This is a genomic window from Streptomyces galbus, from assembly GCF_005280195.1.
In the GTDB taxonomy this organism is placed as follows: domain Bacteria; phylum Actinomycetota; class Actinomycetes; order Streptomycetales; family Streptomycetaceae; genus Streptomyces; species Streptomyces galbus.
Window position 1 is genome coordinate 51,579 of record NZ_SZPR01000031.1, and the last position, 19,923, is coordinate 71,501.

Consider the following 19,923-nt stretch of genomic DNA (forward strand, 5'->3'; position numbering starts at 1 on the left):
GTGCAACCCCAAGTCGTGGATCAAGGTCCCGGTCCCGTGAGCAGCGGGCTCCGGGCTTCGAGATTACGGCACCGGCCCGGCCCGCAGCACATCGCTGCGCCGAAACCAACTGAAGGAACGAACGGCCGGGCCCCAGGGTGCCCGGCCGTCGGTGAACACCGCGTGGCTAGGAGATCTTCACCGGGTTGACCACGTCCGCGATGAGCACCAGGACGGTGAAGCAGACGAAGATCCCGGCCACCACGTAGGCCACCGGCATCAGCTTGGCGACGTCGAAGGGGCCGGGGTCGGGCCGGCGCAGCACGCGGGCCAGGTTGCGCCGCAGAGACTCCCACAGGGCGCCCGCGATGTGCCCGCCGTCGAGCGGGAGCAGCGGGAGCATGTTGAACAGGAACAGGGACAGGTTGAAGCCGGCCAGCACGAACACGAACATCGCGAGCTGCTGCGAGGCGGGGATGTCCAGGGTGGCGATCTCGCCGGTGACCCGGGCCGCGCCGACGATGCCCATCGGGGAGTCCTGCTCGCGCGGTCCGTCGCCGAAGGCGGCGTCCCACAGGGCGGGGATCTTGGCGGGCAGGGCGACGAGCGAGTCGACGGCGTCGCCGACCCGGTCGGTCATCCAGCTCACGGACTCGCCGAAGTCCTGCTTGACGACGCCGGTGGCCGCGCTGAAGCCGAGGAAGCCGGCCTTGACGTACTGGCCCTGGACGTAGGTCCCGGCGGCGTCCTTCTTGGCGACCAGGTTGGTGGCGATGGTGGCGTGCAGGGTGAGCTGCTTGCCGTCCCGCTCGACGACGAGGGGCACGGTCCTGCCGGCGCTGTCGCGGATGAGGTCGGACAGCGTGTTCCAGTCGTTCGTGCCGCGGCCGTCGAAGGAGACGATGCGGTCGCCGGCCTTCATGCCCGCGGCCGCGGCCGGGGAGGCGGGGTCGGACGCCTTGCACGCGTCGCGGTTCTCGCTCTGCGCGATGACGCAGGGCGAGATGGAGCTGACGGTGGTGGTCTGCTGCTGGATGCCGAAGCCCATCAGCACGGTCAGGAACAGGCCGACCGCGAGGATCAGGTTCATGAACGGGCCGGCGAACATGACGATGACCCGCTTCCACGGCTTGCGCGTGTAGAAGAGGCGGGTCTCGTCGCCGGGCCGCAGCTCCTCGAAGGCGGCCGAGCGGGCGTCCTCGATCATGCCGCGCCAGGGCGAGGTGGAGCGGGCCACGATGCGGCCGTCGTCACCGGGCGGGAACATGCCGATCATGCGGATGTAGCCGCCGAGCGGGATCGCCTTGATGCCGTACTCGGTGTCGCCCTTCCGGCGCGACCAGACGGTCGGCCCGAAGCCCACCATGTACTGCGGGACCCGGATGCCGAAGAGCTTGGCCGTGGACAGGTGCCCCAGCTCGTGCCACGCGATCGAGACCAGCAAGCCGAACGCGAAGACCACTATGCCGAGGATGAACATCAAGGTCGTCATGCACGGGCCTCCGCCGTCTGTGCCGCCAGTTCCCGGGCACGCGTGCGGGCCCAGGTCTCCGCTTCGAGGACGTCCGACACGGTGAGCGGAGTTCCCGTGGCCGGCGTGCCGTGCTCCTCGACCACGCGGGTCACCGTCTCCATGATCCCGTTGAAGGGCAGGGCGCCCCGGCGGAACGCCTCCACACTCTCCTCGTTGGCCGCATTGAACACCGCCGGGGCGGTGCCCGCGAGCTGCCCGACGTGGCGCGCCAGGTTCACCGAGGGGAACGCGTCGTTGTCCAGCGGGAAGAACTCCCAGGTCGAGGCCGTGCTCCAGTCGAAGGCGGGCGCCGCGTCCGGGACCCGTTCGGGCCAGCCCAGACCGATGGCGATCGGCCCCCGCATGTCGGGGGGCGTCGCCTGGGCCAGGGTCGAACCGTCCGTGAACTCCACCATCGAGTGGACATACGACTGCGGGTGCACGACCACCTCAATGCGGTCGAAGGGAATGTCGTAGAGGAGGTGCGCCTCGATGACCTCCAGGCCCTTGTTGACGAGGGTCGCGGAGTTGATCGTGATGACCGGTCCCATGGCCCAGGTGGGGTGGGCGAGGGCGTCCTCGACGGTGACGTGCGCCAGCTCCTGCTTGGTCCGGCCGCGGAAGGGGCCCCCGGAGGCGGTGACGACGAGCTTGCGGACGTCGGCCCGGGTGCCGGCCGCGAGGGCCTGGAAGAGGGCGGCGTGCTCGGAGTCGACGGGGATGATCTGGCCGGGCTTGGCGAGGGCCTTCACCAGCGGGCCGCCGACGATGAGCGACTCCTTGTTGGCGAGCGCGAGGGTCCGGCCCGCCTCCAGGGCGGCGAGGGTGGGCGCCAGGCCGATGGAGCCGGTGATGCCGTTGAGCACGGTGTGGCAGGGGGAGGCGGCCAGCTCGGTCGCCGCGTCCGGTCCGGCGAGGATCTCGGGGAGCGGCTCGCCGCTGCCGTAGGCGCCGGCGAGGGCCTCGCGCAGGGCCGGTACGACGTCCTCGCGGGCGACCGCGACGGTCCGCACCCGCAGCCGGTGGGCCTGCTCGGCGAGCAGGGCGACCCGGCCGCCGTTGGCGGACAGGCCGGTGACCCGGAAGCGGTCGGGGTTGCGCAGCACGAGGTCGATGGCCTGGGTGCCGATCGAGCCGGTGGACCCGAGGACCACCACGTCCTTGGGGCCGTCGCCCACGACGGGGTCGTAGACGAGGTGGGGGTCGGCCAGGGCGCGGGCCGCGAGCTCCGTCGTCCGCCCGGAGGGCGGGCCCTGCGGCGTCATGTGCGTGCTCTCGGCGTGCCGGGCGCCGTCCCGCGTACCGGATGTACTCGGGTCGGCGCCCGGTGCGTCGAGAGTGCGTGCAGGGCGTCGTGGGGCAGACGGGGCTTGCGGCCCGCGCCCTGATGGGGCTGGACTGTCGCTCATCCCTCCATTGTGGCCGCATGGGGACCGTGGAGGGGACAGGGTGTCCCCCGGGCGGGGACACCCCGGGGGACACGGAACGGGACGGGCCGTGCGGGCCGGTCAGCGGATCGGGCGGTGGACGTTCTCCTTCAGGGACGGGCCGGGGGTCGTGTCGGCGATCCACGGGCCGTCGCCCGAGGGGTCGACGATGCCCTCCTCCAGCCATTCGTAGGTGCCCGACAGGACGCCCTTGACGACCTTGCGGTCCAGGTCGTCGGTGTTGGCCCACAGCCGGGTGAACAGCGCGTCGACGCGCAGCCTGGCCTGCTCGCAGAAGGCGTGGGCGAGCTGGTAGGCCTCGCGGCCGTGGTCGTCCTGGCGGCGCAGCATCTCCGCGCGCACGCACGCGGCGCTCATCGCGAACAGCTCCGCGCCGATGTCGACGACCCGGCCCAGGAAGCCCTGCTTAGTCTCCATCCGGCCCTGCCAGCGGGACATGGCGTAGAAGGTGGAGCGGGCCAGCTTGCGGGCGTGCCGCTCGACGTAGCGCAGGTGCGGGGAGAGGTCCACGCCGTGCTTGAACTCGGCGTAGGCGTTCGGCAGTTGGCCGGGGCCGGCGACGAGGCGGGGCAGCCATTTGGCGTAGAAGACGCCGGCGCCCGCGCCCGCCCGTGCCTTGTCGGACAGGGACTTGTCCGGGTCGATCAGGTCGCCGGCGACCGAGAGGTGGGCGTCGACGGCCTCGCGTGCGATGAGCAGGTGCATGATCTCGGTGGAGCCCTCGAAGATGCGGTTGATCCTCAGGTCCCGCAGCAACTGCTCGGCGGGCACGGCCTTCTCGCCGCGGGCCCGCAGCGAGTCGGCCGTCTCGAAGCCGCGGCCGCCGCGGATCTGGACGAGCTCGTCGGCCATCAGCCAGGCCATCTCGGAGGCGTACAGCTTGGCGAGCGCGCCCTCGATGCGGATGTCGTTGCGGTTCTCGTCGGCCATCTGCGAGGAGAGGTCGAGCACCGCCTCCAGGGCGAAGGTGGTGGCCGCGATGAAGGAGATCTTGGACCCGACGGCCTCGTGGTGGGCGACGGGCTTGCCCCACTGCTCGCGGGCCGCCGACCACTCGCGGGCGATCTTCAGCGACCACTTGCCGGCCGCCACGCACGACGCGGGCAGGGACAGCCGCCCGGTGTTCAGCGTGGTCAGGGCGATCTTCAGGCCCTGGCCCTCCTCGCCGATGCGGTGCGCGGCGGGGACGCGGACCTGGTGGAAGCGGGTGACGCCGTTCTCGATGCCGCGCAGGCCCATGAAGGCGTTGCGGTTCTCCACGGTGATGCCGGGCGAGTTGCTCTCCACGACGAAGGCGGTGATGCCGCCCCGGTGCCCCTCGCTCCGCGGCACCCGGGCCATGACGACCAGCAGGTCGGCGACCACGCCGTTGGTGGTCCACAGCTTGACCCCGTCGAGGACGTAGTCGTCGCCGTCGGGCACCGCGGTCGTGGCGAGCCGTGCCGGGTCGGAGCCGACGTCGGGCTCGGTGAGCAGGAAGGCGCTGATGTCGGTGCGGGCGCAGCGGGGCAGGAAGGTCTCCTTCTGCTCCCGGGTGCCGAACAGCTTCAGCGGCTGGGGGACGCCGATCGACTGGTGCGCCGACAGCAGCACGCCGACCGCCGGGGACGCGGAGCCCACGAGGGCGAGCGCCTTGTTGTAGTACACCTGGGTGAGACCGAGCCCGCCGTACTTGGGGTCGATCTTCATGCCGAGGGCGCCGAGTTCCTTGAGCCCGTCGACCACGTCGTCGGGGATGCGGGCCTCGCGTTCGATCAGCGCCCCGTCGACCTTCGTCTCCAGGAAGTCGCGGAGCTTGGCGAGGAACTCCTCGCCGCGCCGGACGTCCTCGGCGGGCGGGGTGGGGTGGGGGTGGATCAGGTCGAGGCGGAACCGGCCGAGGAACAGTTCCTTGGCGAAGCTGGGCTTGCGCCACTCCTGCTCGCGGGCGGCCTCCGCCACCTGGCGTGCCTCGCGTTCGGAGACGGTGGGTCGTCCAGCGGACTCGATGGGGCTGGCGGACATGGAGGCTCACCTCGCCGCGAATCGGGATGGGGGGACCTGCGGTTACCGACGGGTGCTACCCGATCGTTGGTACCCGATCCCGCACAAGGTCACCACCCTGCGCGCACGCCTCCGGACGCGGGGAGCGCGCCGGACGGGCCCGCGGGGACCGCCGGGACCCTTGGCCGCCCTGGCCCCGGCCCGGTCGCCGGGCACGCAGGGTGACGTACGGCCGTGTGGGCCGGTCGGGCGACGGGCGGCGGGGAGGAGGGGGCCGGCACCGTGGGTCGCCAGGCGTTCCGCGGCGTCCCACGGCGCGCGAGAAAACCTGTCGAAGCGCTTCGACAGCCTATGGACACCGACTCCGGCCGAAGCTACTGTCGAACCACCCTCACCCGCCCCTGTTCGCCCCGCGCACTGTCGAAGCGCTTCACACCGCCTGGAGAGCTGGATGGTCACTCTCGCCGAGGTCGCCCAGCACGCCGGAGTCTCGGCGAGCACGGTGAGCTATGTCCTCAGCGGCAAGCGGTCCATCTCCGCCACCACCCGGCAGCGGGTCGAGCAGAGTATCCGGGAGCTGGGCTACCACCCCAACGCGGGCGCCCGCGCCCTGGCCAGCAGCAGGTCCGCCATCATCGCGCTGATGATCCCGCTGCGCACGGACATGTACGTGCCGGTGATGATGGAGATCGCCATCGCCGTGGCCACCACCGCCCGCCTCCACGGCTACGACGTCCTGCTGCTCACCGGCGAGGAGGGGCCCGACGCGGTGCGCCGCGTCACCGGCAGCGGGCTGGCCGACGCGATGATCGTGATGGACGTCGAACTCGACGACGAGCGGCTGCCGTTGCTGCGGCGGACCGGCCGGCCGTCGGTCCTGATCGGGCTGCCCTCCGACACCACCGGGCTGACCTGCGTCGACCTGGACTGGGCCGCGACCGGCGCGCTGTGCGTGGAGCACCTGGCCGCGCTGGGCCACCGGGACGTCGCGGTCATCGGCGAGGCCCCCGCGGTCTACGAGCGGCACACCGGCTTCGCCGAGCGCACCCTGGACGGACTGCGGTCCCGGGCGCGCGAGGCGGGCCTGCGGGTGCTGCACCGGCCGTGCGAGGGCGGGTACGACGCGATGGCCGTGACGCTCGCCCGGATCCTCGACGAGCGCCCCGGCACCACGGGCTTCGTCGTGCAGAACGAGTCGGCGGTGGAGCCGCTGCTCGCGCTGCTGCGCCAGCAGGGCCGGGCGGTGCCCGAGGACGTCTCCGTGGTCGCGATCTGCCCGGACCAGGTCGCCACCCAGGCGTCCGTGCGGCTGACCTCGGTCGCCGTCCCCGCGCAGGACATGGGCCGGTACGCCGTCGAGCACCTCGTCGCCAAGCTCGACGGGCGCCGCGAGGACGACGTGGTGCTGCTCGCGCCCGAGCTGACCGTCCGCGCCAGCTCCGGCCCCGCCCCCTCGGCCGGCTGACTCCCCCACCGCCCCGCCCTCCGCCCCCGCCCTCCCCCTCCCGTCCAGGTCACTCGCGCACCGGGTCCGTCCCGGGGCACCGCCCTGTCTGCCCTCCTCCAGGAGCACGCCACGTGAACCAGCCTGCCGCACACGCACCCGAGGTCAGCCTCGCGCAGTCGTCCCCGACCGTCGGCACGTTCCGCGAGCGGGACGACGCGCTGGAGTGGAGCGGCCGCCAGGAGACGGTCCGCGTCGAGCCGTGGGGTCCGGACGCGGTCCGGGTCCGGGCCCGGCTCGGCGGGCCGGTCCTGGAGGACCTGCCGGGCGCGCTGCTCGACGGGGCACCGCCCGCCCCCGCCACCGTGAAGGTCGAGGACGGCCGGGGCCGGGTGACGGTCGGCGCGCTGACCGTCGAGGTGGACGCCGAGGGCCTGGTCCGCTTCCTGCGCACCGACGACGGCTCCGAACTGCTCGCCGAGGAGCGCGCCCACTTCTGGTGGCCGGGACCGCGCCTGTACACGGCGGTCGGCCACGGCCACCACCGGCTGGAGCAGCGGTTCGCCGCCTACGACGGGGAGCGGCTGTACGGCCTGGGCCAGCACCAGCACGGCCGCCTCGACCAGAAGGGCCTGGTGCTGGACCTGGTGCAGCGCAACGCCGAGGTGAGCGTCCCGGTGCTGACCTCCAGCCGCGGCTACACCCTGCTGTGGAACAACCCGGCGATCGGGCGGGTGGAGCTGGCCCACAACGGCACCCGGTGGGTGGCCGACTCGGCCCGGCAGATCGACTACTGGATCACCGCGGGCACCCCGGCCGACGGGCAGCGCCGCTACAGCGCGGTGACCGGCCGTACGCCGATGCTGCCGGAGTGGGCGGCCGGGTTCTGGCAGTGCAAGCTGCGCTACCGCACGCAGGACGAACTCCTCGCGGTGGCCCGGGAGTACAAGCGGCGGGGCCTGCCGGTCAGCGCGATCGTCTGCGACTTCTTCCACTGGACCCACCTCGGCGAGTGGAGGTTCGACCCCGCCGAGTGGCCCGACCCGGCGGCCATGGTGCGCGAACTGCGCGAGCTGGGCATCGAGCTGGTCGTCTCGGTGTGGCCGTCGGTGTCCCCGCTGTCGGAGAACCACCCGGTGATGGAGCAGCGCGGCTGGTTCATCGGCACGCAGTACGGCCCGATGGCGCACGCCGACTGGCCGGACAAGGGGGTCGCCTCGACCGTGCAGGTGGCGTTCTACGACGCCACCAACCCGGAGGCCCGGGAGTTCGTGTGGTCGCGGATCCGGGAGAACTACCTGGAGCCGTACGGCATCAGGGCGTTCTGGCTGGACGCCTGCGAGCCGGAACTCAAGCCGGGCTTCCCGGAGAACCTGCGCTACTGGGCGGGTCCCGGCCTGGAGGTGGGCAACCTCTACCCGGCGGAGAACTCCCGCGCGTTCCACGAGGGCCTGCGCGCGTCCGGCGCCGGCGACGACGAGGTGATCACCCTCAACCGCTCGGCCTGGGCGGGCAGTCAGCGCTACGGTGCCGCGCTGTGGTCGGGCGACATCGGCACCGACTTCGCGACCCTGCGCCGCCAGGTCGCGGCCGGCCTGAACACCGCGCTGTCCGGCATCCCGTGGTGGAACACCGACATCGGCGGCTTCCACGGCGGCGACCCGGACGACCCGGCGTACCGCGAGGTGATCGTGCGCTGGTTCCAGTTCGGCGCGCTGTCGCCGCTGATGCGGCTGCACGGCTTCCGCGATCCGGGCACGCCGCTGGGCCCGGAGATGACCGGGGGCCCCAACGAGGTGTGGTCGTACGGGGAGGAGGCCGGCGCGGTGATGGAGCGCTACCTGCGGCTGCGGGAGCGGCTGCGGCCGTACGTCCTGCAGGTGATGCGCGAGGCCCACGAGGAGGGCCTGCCGGTGATGCGCCCGCTGTTCCTGGAGTTCCCGGACGACCCGGCGGCGTGGGACGTGGCGGACGCCTACCTGCTGGGGCGGGACCTGCTGGTCGCCCCGGTCCTGGAGGCGGGGGCCACCACCCGCACCGTGCACCTCCCGCGGGGCGCGGACTGGACCGACGCGTGGACCGGCGCGACCTACGGGGGCGGCGGGTCCGTCACCGTCGACGCCCCGCTGGAGCGCATCCCGCTGTTCCTGCGGGACGGCGCGCGGCTGCCGATCGCGGAGTAGGCACGCGGGAAGGGCCGGCTCCCCCGCGGGGGACGCCGGCCCTCCGTCTCGGTCACCGCATCAACTGCTGCTGACCGTCGGGTTGTTGGTCTGGAAGTTCAGCCCGCCGGACGACGAGGTGATCTCGTAGCCGAACTGGACGTCGCCGATGGTCTCGTTGCCGAACCAGCCCTTGGTGTCCTTGATCCACTTGAGGATCGGCAGGATGTTGACCGTCCCCGAGGTCGAGTTCGAGGTACGGATGAAGGAGAAGACCTCGTTGGCGCCGTTGCTGCCCTTGTAGACGGTCCAGGTGTGCCCGCCCAGCGTCACGGTGCCCTGCGAGGTGCCGAGGGGTCCGACGGCCCCGGTCTTGTTGACCCAGAGCATGATCTCGTAGTCGTAGTCGGTGTCCCAGATGTCGTACGACGTGTTGTAGGCGCCGGACGACGGGACCGTGACGTTGTAGCTGCTGGTGAGCGAGGAGAGCGAGGTGATCGACTTGTTGATCACCTTCTTCGCGTCGGGGTACGACTTGATGCCGCCGGTGTTGGGGTGGTCGGCCCACACGCCCCAGTTGGTGCCGGAGTTGGCCCAGATGCACTGGCTGCCGGCGCCGGAGCCCCAGATGTTGTTGTAGAGCGTGTAGCCGTTCAGCGAGGTGTTGCCCCACTGGTCGCAGGAGTTCCAGACGGCGGCCGAGGCGGGGGCGGAGGCCAGGCCGACCGTGACGCCGATCGCGAGGGCGGGCGCCAGCGCCAGCCGGGTGAGGCGGCTCAGTGTGCGTGCTGCCATGGTGTCCCTTCCATGGGTGGGGGGAGGGGGTTCACCGCGCCTCCAGACGGACGACGCGGTCCTCTCCGGCGACCAGGTCGAGCGGCCCGGCACCGGAGGGGGTCCTGAGGTCGACGCGTACGGTGCGCGTCGGGCGGACGACGGCCGTGGCGCCCCCGGGCGCCCAGATGAGGTCGATCCGCGCTCCGAACCGGGTGCGCACGCCGCGCAGTTCGCCCTGCCGGAGGGCCGGGGGCGGCGCGGGGAGCAGGACCAGCCGGTCGGGGGTCGACTGGACCAGCGCCTCGACGAGCACCGTGGGCAGGGTGTGCGCGGCGTCGGCGTTGTAGACGTCGCGGTCCGGGTAGTGGGCGCTCATCAGGGACGCGTGGAAGAAGTCGCCCTCCAGCACCGCGGTGAGCGCCCGGGCGACGCGCGGGGCGTCCCGGAGGCGGGCCGCGACCAGGGCGCGGTGGAGGTGGCCGTGCGCGGAGTCGTTCTCCGTGCCCCGCAGCTCCAGCGCCCGGTGGGCGGCGGCGGCCGGGCCGGGGGTGTCGTAGGGGGTGATCTCGTCGAGCGGCCAGACGCCGTAGAGGTGGCTGAGGTGGCGGTGGTCGTAGGAGTCCGCCAGGTCCGGGCGGGCCCATTCGGCGAGGGCGCCGTCGGCGTTGACCCGGTGCGCCGGGAGCCGGTCGGCGAGGGCGCGCCAGCGGTCGGCGTCCGGGGTGCCGGGGTGGTAGGCCGCGGCCGTGCGCAGGGCGTGGCGGGCCGCCGAGAGGTCCATGGCCGCGTCGAGCGTGCCCCAGCTCGCGTTCGCGGGCCGGTTCTCCGGGGAGTAGGACGGCACCACGACGAGGTGTCCGGCGGCGTCGATGCGGGTGAGGAAGTCCTCGTAGAACGTGGCGACTTCGGCGAGCGCGGCGGCCGTGCCGGGGTCGCGTGCGCCCCGGGTGTCGTCGTGGTCGACGAGCGGCTTGAGCAGCCAGTCGGCGCCCGCGGTCCACAGGTGCAGGGGGTACTCGCGGCTGAAGTGGACGCAGTGGCCCGACTCGCCGTCGGTGTGGGCGGGGGCGACGGCGCCGCGGGCGCCGAAGACCGCGCGGGCGTTGTCCCGCCAGTCGGGCAACTGGCGCCGGACCAGGGCGGCCAGGGCCTCGGTGACCTCGGGCAGGTCGGCGGCCGCGGCACCGGCGGTCTGCAGGCCCAGGTTGGCGTCCAGGGTGAACGCGCCCGACCAGGCGGTGGTCCACTCGCCGGTCCACAGGCCGGTCAGGCGGGGCGGCAGGACGCCGGAGGAGGACAGCAGGTGGTAGCGGCCGGCCGCGAAGAGCCGCTCCAGCAGGGCCCGGCTGCCCGGTCGCTTCAGCAACTCGCTGCCGGGCAGCGCCCGTTCGGCGGGGTCGGCGCGCAGGTCCAGGGTGACGCGGCGGTAGGCGGTGCGGTGCCGGGCGAGGTGCCGCTCCAGCAGGTCGTCGTACGGTTCGCGCGCCAGGTCGCGCAGGGTGCGGGACTCGGCGGTGACGTCCAGGTCGCCGGTGTGCCGGTGGACGCGGGTGAGCAGCAGGACGGCGTCGGCGTGCTCGACGCGCACGCCGCGCGGGCCGAGGGCGGTCGTGCCGCCCGTGACGGCGGCGACGGTGACGCCGGTGTAGGCGCGGTCGCCGCCCGGGTAGCCGGCCCGCAGGCTCAGCACCGCGCCCTCGGGGGTGAGGACGGTGCCCTGGCCGACGCCCAGGCCGGGCGGGACGCCGGGCAGGCGGTGGTCGAGGGAGAGGGTGAGGGAGGGGCCCGGCGCGGTGACGTACTGGACGACCACGTCGTCGGCGCGGGAGACGAAGACCCGGCTGCGCCAGTCGCCGCAGGTCGCCTCGACGACCCCGGTGGCGAAGTCGACGCGGCGCCGGTAGGCGGGCCGGGGCTCGGGCACGGTCCGGTCCAGGTGGATGCGGACGGCGGGGTGGAAGGGCTGCACCCACTGCAGCGGGCGTCCGTCGGTGAAGTCCTCGGCGGCCCGCGTGTCACCGGCCAGCAACCGGTCCTGCAGGGCGGGGAGCCGGTCGGCGAGCTGCGGCGGTCCGGCGTGCTCCGTGCCGTTGGGGCGGACGAGGGTGTGCTGGGTGACGGTGACCCGGTCGGCGTCCGGGTGACCGGACACCAGGGCGCCGTGGTGGCCGTTGCCGGTGAGGAAGGCGCCCTCCCAGCGGGCGGCGGGCCCGGGTTCCCAGGTGCCGTGGACGGGGCCGGCGCTCATGACCGCAGCACCGCCGCTCCGTAGCGGCCGAGGGGCACGCGGTCCGTGTGCGTGGTGCCGGTCAGCAGGTCGTGGTGGGTGCCGGGGACGTCGACGACGACCGGCTCGCGCCCGTGGTGGAGCAGGAACAGCAGGTCGCCCCGGCGCACGGCCTCGACGTCCGCCGGGAGCCCGGCCAGGACGGGCCGGACCCCGGCGGCGGCGGCGATGCCGGCCAGCAGGGCGCGCAGGGCGTCCAGCTCGGGGAGGGTGGAGAGGTACCAGGCGCGGCCCCGGCGCAGCACGGCGGGCAGCCCGTCGAGTTCGCCGCCCCGGTAGGGGATCGTCTCGTCGACCGTGTCGTCGGGCTCGATCTCCTCCGACCACAGGGTGCCGTCGAAACCGTCGCAGGGGGCCGTCTCCCCCGCCTCCAGCGGCCACCACTCGTGCAGCGTGCGGATGCCGAACAGGGCGCGCAGCCGGGCGTCCATGCCGCCCTCGCGGATGCGGTCGTCCTGGTCGGCGACGCCCGTGAGGAACCCGCTGACCAGGGTGCCGCCGTCGCGGACGTAGGCGAGGAGGCGGTCGGCCGCCGTGTCGGTCAGGGCGTAGAGCTGGGGGACGACGACGAGCCGGTAGCCGCCGAGGTCGTGCTCGGGGTGGGCGAAGTCGGTGGTGAGGTGGGCCTGCCACAGGGCGCGGTGCCAGGCGTGCAGGACGTCCGGCAGGTCGACGCGGGCGGAGGGGCGCCCGTCCTGGGCGCTCGCCCACCAGGCGTCCCAGTCGTGCAGGACGGCGATGTCGGCACCGACCCGGCCGCCGGCCACCTCCGGTCCGATGCGGGCGAGGTCGGCGCCGAGCTCCACCACCTCCTGGAAGGTGCGGCCGCGCTCCCCCGCGTGACCGACCATGCCGGAGTGGAACTTCTCGGCGCCCTGGCGGGACTGGCGCCACTGGAAGTAGTGGATCGCGTCGGCGCCGCGGGCCACCGCCTGCAGGGACCACAGGCGGTTCAGGCCCCGGGGCTTGGGGTGGTTGACCCCGCGCCAGTTGACGGATCCGGCCGCCTGTTCCATGAGCATCCAGGGGCCGCCCCCGGCCTGGGAGCGGGTCATGTCCTGCACCAGCGCGCCGTGCTGGGCGCCGAGCGGGTCGCGCGGGTCGGGGTAGAGGTCGACGGAGACGACGTCCTCCTCCCCCGCCCAGCGCCAGGCGTCCTGCCCGCTCCACAGCGGCATGAAGTTGGTGGTGACCGGGAGGTGCGGGGTGTGCCGGCGCACGATGTCCCGCTCGGCGCGGAAGCACTCCAGGAGCATGTCGGAGGTGAAGCGGCGGAAGTCCAGCACCTGGGCCGGGTTGGTGAGGTAGTGGGCGCGGCGCGGGGGCAGGATGCCGTCCCAGGTGTCGTAGCCCTGGCTCCAGAAGGCCGTGCCCCAGGCGGTGTTGAGGGCGTCGAGGGTGCCGTACCGCGCGCGCAGCCAGCGGCGGAAGGCGGCGGCCGCCTCGTCGCCGTAGTCGTACGTGCAGTACTCGTTGTTGATGTGCCACAGGGTGAGGGCCGGGTGGCCGGCGTAGCGGGCGGCCAGGTCCTCGGTGATCGCGGCGGCGTAGCGGCGGTAGGTGGCGCTGGAGTGGGAGAAGTGCTGGCGGCCGCCCCACCACTCGGTGCGGCCGTCGGCGTCCCGGGGCAGCGTGTCGGGGTGCAGCCGGCCCAGCCACGGCGGGGGCGAGGCGGTGGGGGTGGCGAGGACGACGCCGATGCCGTGGTCGTGCATCAGGTCCATCAGCGTGTCGAGCCAGGTGAACTCTCGTGCCCCCGGCTCGGGTTCGATCGTCGACCAGGAGAAGACCCCGAGGGTGACGGAGGTGACCCGGGCCCGCCGCATCAGCCGGACGTCCTCGTGCCAGGTCTCCTCGGGCCACTGCTCGGGGTTGTAGTCGCCGCCGAACAGGATCCGCCCGCGGGTCACGGCGTCGAGGCCGGGCCTCACACCGGCTCCCCGTACTGGATGCCGCGCCCGTTGGTGGCGAGGTAGACGCGGCCGTACACGCGCGGGTCGCCGGTGACGGTCTCGCCGGTCCAGCCCCACTGGTGGGCGTCGTCGTTGATCCGGACCCAGGTCCGGCCGCCGTCGTCGGAGCGGTGCACGCCGGTCGGCGGGCCGGTCGGCGCGCCCACCAGGTAGAGCGCCGGGTGGGCGGCGCCGGGCGCGGGCCGGCCGAAGCCGAGGGCGTACGCGGCCCGGCAGCCGGCCACCCGGGTGAAGGTCGCGCCGCCGTCGATGGAGTGGTGCAGGCCGTCCTCCTTGGCGCTCAGCCACAGGTCGCCTGACCGTCCCGGCGTCGCGACCAGCTCGAACTGGCTGTCCCTGGAGGGCAGTCCGGTGGCGCGGGCGGTGAAGGTGCGCCCGCCGTCGGTGCTCGCGTACAGGGTGCCCGTGTCGGTGTCGTACGCGTGGAAGACCGCCGGGTCGACGGGGTCGGCGACCGGGGTGGCGCCCTTGGGGAAGGTGGGCACCTCGGACCAGGTGGCGCCGTCGTCGGCGGAGCGGTGGGCGGGGTACTTGGTGCCGTCCCCGTGGACGAACGTCCACAGCAGGACGCCGGCGTCGGCGCTCACGGCGACCGGCCCCGGCGCGTCCTCGGCGAGCGCGGGCTGCGTGGCGAAGGGCTGCCAGGTGCGGCCCCCGTCGCGCGACAGGGCGCCGTTGCCGTGGTCGCCCCAGCCCGTGCGCACGACGTACGACGGCCGGGCCGCGGCCAGCGCGAGTCCGGTCACGGTGCCGAACACCGGGTTCGTGGCCATCCCGCGCGAGGGGGACGCGGTGAGCCGGTCGTGGTACATCACGCCGACGTCCCCGAGCCCGCTGAGCAGGTGCGCCCGGCCCGTCGGCGGCGAGACCAGGTGCCGTACCGACGACTCCTCCAGGCCGCGGATCCGCGGCGCCCAGTGCCGCAGGTCGCGGGTGCCGTACAGGGTGGCGCCGGTGCCGTAGAGGACGTGCCGGGAGTCGTACGGGTCGACCGCGACCGTCTGGATCCACCAGCCGAACTTGGGCCGCTCCTCGCCCCAGGTGAGGTACGGCGTCTCGGAGACGTCGAGGACGGCGGTGTCCTTCAGGGAGGTCCAGGTGCGCCCGCCGTCGGTGGTGCGGTACAGGGTGTCGACCGCCGCCCAGCGGTTGTTGGTGGAGACGACGGCGGTACCGGGGCGGCGGGCGTCCACGGCGACACCGCCGTAGCCGAAGGTGTCCGAGGCGCCGTCCGGGCGGACCGGGGTGACGTCGGTCCACGTGCCCGGGCCGACGGCCAGCTTGTGGACGCTGCCGTCCGACTGGCCGTTGGGGCCGGGGGCGTCGGCGTAGGTGACGTACAGCTCGCGGGTGTGCCGGTCGTACGCGGCACGGACCGGCACCCTGGCGGAGGGGCCCGTGGGCTGACCGGGGACGGCCTCCCAGGCGGTGCCGTCGGTGGTGCGGTACAGGGCGGGTGCGCTGCCGTCGGAGTCGCCCCAGCCGGCGTACACGGCGCGGCCCGCCGCGACCAGCAGGGTGACGCCCTGGCCGGTCGCGGAGGGGGCGGCCGGGAAGGAGCCGACGGACGACCAGGTCGCTCCCCGGTCGGTGGACCGCAGCAGGCCGTCGTGCCGGGTGCCGAGCCACAGGGTGTCGCTGTCCCGCGGGTCGACCAGCAGCCGCTCGCCGGTGCCCCGGCCGTCCTCGTTGGCGCCGAGCTTCACGGTGAGGTCGGTGCGGGTCCAGGTGGCGCCGCGGTCCTCGGAGCGCAGGACGGCTCCGTTGCCGGCCCAGGGCTGGGCGTAGGTGCCGAGGGCCAGGTACAGCCGGTCGGGGTGGGCCGGGTCGACGGCGAGGGCCTCCACGCCGAGGAGGTTCCAGTCGTCCCAGCCGAGGTGGTCGGTGAGCGGAGTCCAGTGGGCGGCGCGGTCGTCCCAGCGGTAGGCGCCGCCGATGTCGGTGCGGGCGTAGGCGAGGCCCGGCACGGCGGGGTGGAAGAGCACGCCGGTGACGAAGCCGGTGCCGCCGATGGTCACGGTGCGCCAGCGGTAGGCGGGGCTTTCCGCTGCGCGGGCGCTGCCGGTGAGGCCGGGCAGGGCGCTGCCCGCGACGGCCACGGCGGCCCCGCCGAGGAGGCTGCGCCGGGAGGGGGAATGGGCGTTCATGCGGTGCACCTCGCTGGGTGTGCGGGGACGTGGGGGGGGACCGGGGGTGGAACGCGCAGCCCGGCGCTGCGGGGCGCCGCCGCGCCCGCCCGTGCCGCCCCAGCGGCACGACTGCCCGCGGCTCGGCAGGAAGGCGGCGGCTCGGCGGGCGGTGCTGCTGCGGCCGACACGGGCGGGCCGGCCCCAGGGGCGCGGGGAACTGCGCGACCAGCCCCACCGGCCCGTGGACCGGCGACGACACCAGGCACCCGCGCCGGACGCGGACCCGGTGCCGGGCGTCAGCCCTTCACCGCTCCGGTCAGCATCCCCTTCCTGAAGTGCTTCTGGACGAACGGCGACAGCACCGCCACCGGCAGCAGCGCCATCACCATGACGGCCATCTGGACGGCCAGTCCCGACAGTTGGCCGGTCCTGATCGCCTGGCTGAGCCCGACCGGCGCCTCCTGCTTCTGCACGAGCTGGATCATGACGTTCTGCAGCGGCATCATGTCCTGGTCGTTGAGGTACAGCGACGCGTTGAACCACGCGCTCCAGTACCCGACGGCGTAGAACAGCGTGATCACCGCGAGGACCGCCCGGGACAGCGGCATCACGATCTGCCACAGGATCCGTACGTCGCCCGCGCCGTCGATCCGCGCGCTGTCGATGAGTTCGGGCGAGATGCCCATGAAGAACCCGCGCAGCACGAGGATGTTGAACACGCTCACCGCGCTGGGCAGGATCAGCGCGAGGTAGGTGTCCGTCAGTCCCAGGCTCTGCACCAGCAGGTACGTGGGGATCAGCCCGGCGCTGAAGAACATCGTCGCCAGCAGCAGCATCAGCAGCCACCGGTGCCCGAGCGACCCGGTCCGCGACAGCCCGTACGCGCACAGCACGGACACCGTCATCGAGAACAGCGTGCCGACCAGGGTGACCAGGACGCTGACGAGCGCGGCCCGGGTGACCTGGCCGCCGCTGAGCAGCTCGCGGTAGGCGATGAAGGTGAGGCCCCTGGGGATCATCACCAGCCCGCCCGCCTCGTCGATGGTCCGGCGCGAGGACAGGCTGGTGACGACGACGATCCACAGCGGGAACAGGATCGCCAGGCAGGCGAGGGACAGGGCGATGCCCTTGCCCGCGAGGCCGGCCGGGGACGGCTCCTCCTCCCACGCGGGACGCGCGGGAGCGGCCCGGCGGCGCGGCCCGTCCCCGCCTCCCCCGCCTCCCCCTCGTACCGGCTCGTCGACCGGTGGGCCCACGACGGCGGTCATTTCTTGTACACCCCCTGCTCGCCCATGAGATGGGCCACCTTGTTCGCGGCGAGGACCAGTCCGATGCTGACGACGCCCTTGACCAGGCCGGCGGCGGCCGCGTAGCCGAAGTCCTGGTTGCGCACGCCGTTCCACCACACGAAGGTGTCGAGGACCTCTCCGGCGTCGGTGCCCACGGCGTCGCGCTGGAGCAGGATCTGCTCGAACCCGACGGTCAGGGCGTCACCGACGCGCAGCACCAGCAGCAGGGCGATCACCGGGCGCAGCGCGGGCAGCGTGACGTGCCACATGCGGCGCCAGCGCCCGGCGCCGTCCATCGCGGCCGCCTCGTACAGGTCGGTCGGCACCGAGGCCAGGGCGGCGAGGAAGACGATGATCCCCCACCCGGCGTCCTTCCACACGCTCTGCGCGGTGAGCAGGAAGGGGAAGGTGCCCGGGTTCGTCATGATGTCCAGGCCGTCGTACCCGTTCTGGCGCAGCAGTTGGGAGAGCATCCCGGCGCCGCCGAACATCTGCTGGAAGACGGCGATGACCAGCACCCACGAGAAGAAGTGCGGCAGGTAGAGCACGGCCTGGGCGACGGCCCGCACCCGGGGCCGGACCACGCTGTTGATGAGCAGCGCGAGCAGGACCGGGACGGGGAAGAACAGCAGGAGCTGGACGGCGAACAGCACCAGCGTGTTCTGGACGGCGTTCCAGAAGGCCGGGTCCTCGAACATCCGCCGGAAGTTGTCCAGGCCCACGAAGGGGCTGTGGAGGATCGACACGACGCCGTTGTCGCTGAGGTAGGGGTCGTAGTCCTGGAAGGCGACGACGTTGCCGAGGATCGGCAGGTAGGCGAAGACCAGGACGAGCACGACGGCCGGCAGCGTCATGAGGATCAGGACGCGGTCGCGCCGGAACCGGTGCCGCAGGCTCGCCCGGCCCGCGCCCCGCTTGCGCGAGGTGGAGCCGGTGGGTCCGGCGGCGCCGCCGGACTGCGCCGGGGTGGTCACCGGCGGGCTGGCCTCGGCGCTGCTCCGAGGCACCGTGCTGTGGGACACGGCGGTTCTCCTTGCCTCGGGGCCCGGTCAGTTCGCCGCGGAGCCGTTCTCGTCGAGGAGCTTGCGGTACCAGTCGCGCAGCTTGTCGCCGCCCTGCCGCTTCCAGTCGGAGACGGCCTGCTGCATGTCGGAGATCTTCTTGTGGCCGCGCGCGATGTCGTCCTCGAGCTGCTCGAAGTTGCTGGCCAGGTTGGCGTAGCGGGAGGGCTCGGTGATCTGCAGCCCCCAGAAGGAGGTCTTCCTGGTGAAGCCGCCCATCTTCTGCTGCCAGGTGACCTGCCCCTCGGTGATGTCGGGGAAGTCGGGGTGGGCGAGGGTCGACGCGGGGCTCGCGATCATCACGAAGGCGTTGTTGACCTCGTTGTTGCCCCGGTCGTTCTTGACGGGGACGCCGTTCTTGATCGTGTAGTGGGTGCCCTCGACGCCGTAGTTGGTCATCATCCACTCCTTGGTGCCGTACGGCGCCGCGGTGACGTTGGCGACGGCCAGCACGTCGCGGACGACGGACTCGGGGGCCTTCTTGTTGACGAAGGCGAAGATGCCGGCGGGCTCCGCGGCCCGCAGGGTGGGGTCGCCGCCGTCGGGGCCGAAGAGGTCCATGCCCCAGATGCGGAAGTCCGGGTTCTGGGTGGCCTGGGAGGCGCGCTGGCCGTACCAGCTCGAGATGTCGTTGTTGTAGATCAGGAACTCACCGGCGGCGAACTTGGCGCCGGGGTCGGTGGCCTGGCTCTTGCCCAGCTTGAAGTCGGGGTGGACGTACCCGGCGGCGAACAGCTTGCGCGTCCACTCCAGGGCCTCCAGGTAGGCGTCGGTCTCGACCCGGTTGACCAGCTTGCCGTCGACGAGATTCCACCACAGCGGCTTGTCCGAGCCGGGGAAGACGCCCCAGATGTTGAACGCGGTCCACTTCATGTCGCCGCAGGCCCACCGCTTGGCCCTGGCGTTGGTGATGTCCTTGCACAGCGCGGTGAACTCGTCCGGTGACGTGGGGACTTCGTAGCCCTCGCGCTGGAAGACGTCCTGGCGGTACAGGGGAACGATGTTGGTGACGTACGACGCCGGCATCGGCAGGCCCATGAGCTTGCCGCCGAACAGGGAGCGCTGCCAGGCGTCGGTGGGGACCGCCGCGAGGTTCGGGTACTCCTTGACCTTGTCGCCGGACAGGTAGGGGCCGAGGTCGGCGAACTTGCTGATGACGGCGCTGGGTATCTTGCCCATCATGTTCCAGCCGGGGACGACCACCACGTCGGGCACGTCGCTGGAGGCGAGGACCGCGCCGAGCTTCTGGTCGTAGGTGTTGCCGTCCTGGTTGCGCCACTGGACGTCGACGCCGGTCAGGTCGTTCATCGCCGTGTAGTACGGGTTGTCCTGCCGGGGCGGCGAGCCCCAGAACGGCGACATGACGGTGACCTTGCCGCCCTTGCCGAGCTTCCTCGGCACCGAGGTCTTCAGGCCGGCCACGTCGAGCTTGGCCGTGAACCCCATCGACGAGCCGTTCCTCGAGGGGATGTCCGGCGTGACCACGTTGCTGGCCACGTACGCCGGCAGCAGCCGCTTCGCGTCCTTGCCCGACGTGGTGCCCTCCCGCGAGCCGTGGTCCGTGCCGCCGCACGCGGCGAGCAGCGGCATCCCGCCGGCCACGGCCGCGGTGGCGACCGCCGTGGAGGCGAGGAACTTCCGCCGGCTCGGCCCGGGGGGACCGGACGGGGAGGAAGCGGCGTTCGGCGTCATTGCGTCAACCCTTCGTGCCTTCGTGGCGCACCAGGACACCCGGCGGTGGCCGTCGGCTGCGGTGTCTCGAGCGGAACTGGCTGAGCGGAAGCGGCCTTCGCGGAGCGGGAGCCTCGGCGACGAGGCAGTCGAAGCGCTTCGATGTGCTGCGAGGTTAGGTGAAGGCCGCAGGGCGCACAAGGGTCG

12 protein-coding genes are annotated in these 19,923 nt (G+C 73.1%); 2 read left to right on the top strand and 10 right to left on the bottom strand.

Features of this window, described 5'->3' with window-relative positions; genetic code table 11:
* Positions 1 to 166: 166 nt before the first annotated feature.
* The 3 genes from E4U92_RS30900 to E4U92_RS30910 all read right to left on the bottom strand — a co-directional run bounded on the left by E4U92_RS30900 (position 167) and on the right by E4U92_RS30910 (position 4,944).
* Positions 167 to 1,471, bottom strand: a complete 1,305-nt coding sequence (locus E4U92_RS30900; RefSeq protein ID WP_137303748.1) for a M50 family metallopeptidase — start codon at positions 1,469 to 1,471, stop codon at positions 167 to 169.
* Positions 1,468 to 2,757, bottom strand: coding sequence for a 1-deoxy-D-xylulose-5-phosphate reductoisomerase (dxr, locus tag E4U92_RS30905; RefSeq protein WP_137303749.1), 1,290 nt, complete (start codon positions 2,755 to 2,757; stop codon positions 1,468 to 1,470). The genes E4U92_RS30900 and dxr overlap by 4 nt, the downstream gene beginning before the upstream one ends.
* Positions 2,758 to 3,000: 243 nt before the next feature.
* Positions 3,001 to 4,944, bottom strand: a complete 1,944-nt coding sequence (locus tag E4U92_RS30910) for an acyl-CoA dehydrogenase family protein (RefSeq protein ID WP_137303750.1) — start codon at positions 4,942 to 4,944, stop codon at positions 3,001 to 3,003.
* 430 nt (positions 4,945 to 5,374) lie between these two features.
* Here E4U92_RS30910 and E4U92_RS30915 point away from each other — a divergent pair, with 430 nt between their 5' ends.
* A complete protein-coding gene (locus E4U92_RS30915; protein WP_137303751.1) occupies positions 5,375 to 6,388 on the top strand; it encodes a LacI family DNA-binding transcriptional regulator in 1,014 nt (337 codons plus the stop codon).
* A gap of 113 nt (positions 6,389 to 6,501) precedes the next feature.
* A complete protein-coding gene (locus tag E4U92_RS30920; protein ID WP_137303752.1) occupies positions 6,502 to 8,550 on the top strand; it encodes a glycoside hydrolase family 31 protein in 2,049 nt (682 codons plus the stop codon).
* 60 nt (positions 8,551 to 8,610) lie between these two features.
* Here the strand turns inward: E4U92_RS30920 and E4U92_RS30925 are convergent, their stop codons facing one another.
* The 7 genes from E4U92_RS30925 to E4U92_RS30960 all read right to left on the bottom strand — a co-directional run bounded on the left by E4U92_RS30925 (position 8,611) and on the right by E4U92_RS30960 (position 19,737).
* Positions 8,611 to 9,324: a glycoside hydrolase family 12 protein gene (locus E4U92_RS30925; RefSeq protein ID WP_137303753.1), complete on the bottom strand. Its 714-nt coding sequence runs from the start codon at positions 9,322 to 9,324 to the stop codon at positions 8,611 to 8,613.
* A 31-nt stretch (positions 9,325 to 9,355) separates the two neighbouring features.
* A complete protein-coding gene (locus E4U92_RS30930; RefSeq protein WP_137303754.1) occupies positions 9,356 to 11,554 on the bottom strand; it encodes a glycosyl hydrolase family 95 catalytic domain-containing protein in 2,199 nt (732 codons plus the stop codon).
* A complete protein-coding gene (locus tag E4U92_RS30935; protein ID WP_137303755.1) occupies positions 11,551 to 13,524 on the bottom strand; it encodes a beta-galactosidase in 1,974 nt (657 codons plus the stop codon). Before E4U92_RS30935 ends, E4U92_RS30930 begins: the two co-directional genes overlap by 4 nt.
* Positions 13,521 to 15,713 (bottom strand): WD40/YVTN/BNR-like repeat-containing protein, encoded by a 2,193-nt coding sequence (locus tag E4U92_RS30940; protein WP_137303756.1) that lies wholly within the window; start codon positions 15,711 to 15,713, stop codon positions 13,521 to 13,523. Before E4U92_RS30940 ends, E4U92_RS30935 begins: the two co-directional genes overlap by 4 nt.
* Before the next feature lie 278 nt (positions 15,714 to 15,991).
* Positions 15,992 to 16,963 carry a carbohydrate ABC transporter permease gene (locus tag E4U92_RS30950; RefSeq protein ID WP_137303758.1) on the bottom strand — a complete coding sequence of 324 codons (972 nt, stop codon included), beginning with the start codon at positions 16,961 to 16,963 and terminating at the stop codon, positions 15,992 to 15,994.
* Positions 16,960 to 18,006, bottom strand: a complete 1,047-nt coding sequence (locus E4U92_RS30955) for an ABC transporter permease (RefSeq protein WP_137303759.1) — start codon at positions 18,004 to 18,006, stop codon at positions 16,960 to 16,962. The genes E4U92_RS30950 and E4U92_RS30955 overlap by 4 nt, the downstream gene beginning before the upstream one ends.
* Before the next feature lie 27 nt (positions 18,007 to 18,033).
* The gene (locus E4U92_RS30960; RefSeq protein ID WP_137303941.1) at positions 18,034 to 19,737 is read right to left on the bottom strand and encodes an extracellular solute-binding protein; all 1,704 of its coding nucleotides are present in this window, start codon (positions 19,735 to 19,737) and stop codon (positions 18,034 to 18,036) included.
* Positions 19,738 to 19,923 lie beyond the last annotated feature (186 nt).

What these genes read in the sequence shown, in the direction of transcription:
- E4U92_RS30900 (WP_137303748.1), bottom strand. Translation starts at nt 1,471, where the DNA reads ATGACGACCTTGATGTTCATCCTCGGCATAGTGGTCTTCGCGTTCGGC.
- dxr (WP_137303749.1), bottom strand. Translation starts at nt 2,757, where the DNA reads ATGACGCCGCAGGGCCCGCCCTCCGGGCGGACGACGGAGCTCGCGGCC.
- E4U92_RS30910 (WP_137303750.1), bottom strand. Translation starts at nt 4,944, where the DNA reads ATGTCCGCCAGCCCCATCGAGTCCGCTGGACGACCCACCGTCTCCGAA.
- E4U92_RS30915 (WP_137303751.1), top strand. Translation starts at nt 5,375, where the DNA reads ATGGTCACTCTCGCCGAGGTCGCCCAGCACGCCGGAGTCTCGGCGAGC.
- E4U92_RS30925 (WP_137303753.1), bottom strand. Translation starts at nt 9,324, where the DNA reads ATGGCAGCACGCACACTGAGCCGCCTCACCCGGCTGGCGCTGGCGCCC.
- E4U92_RS30930 (WP_137303754.1), bottom strand. Translation starts at nt 11,554, where the DNA reads ATGAGCGCCGGCCCCGTCCACGGCACCTGGGAACCCGGGCCCGCCGCC.
- E4U92_RS30940 (WP_137303756.1), bottom strand. Translation starts at nt 15,713, where the DNA reads ATGAACGCCCATTCCCCCTCCCGGCGCAGCCTCCTCGGCGGGGCCGCC.
- E4U92_RS30950 (WP_137303758.1), bottom strand. Translation starts at nt 16,963, where the DNA reads ATGACCGCCGTCGTGGGCCCACCGGTCGACGAGCCGGTACGAGGGGGA.
- E4U92_RS30960 (WP_137303941.1), bottom strand. Translation starts at nt 19,737, where the DNA reads ATGACGCCGAACGCCGCTTCCTCCCCGTCCGGTCCCCCCGGGCCGAGC.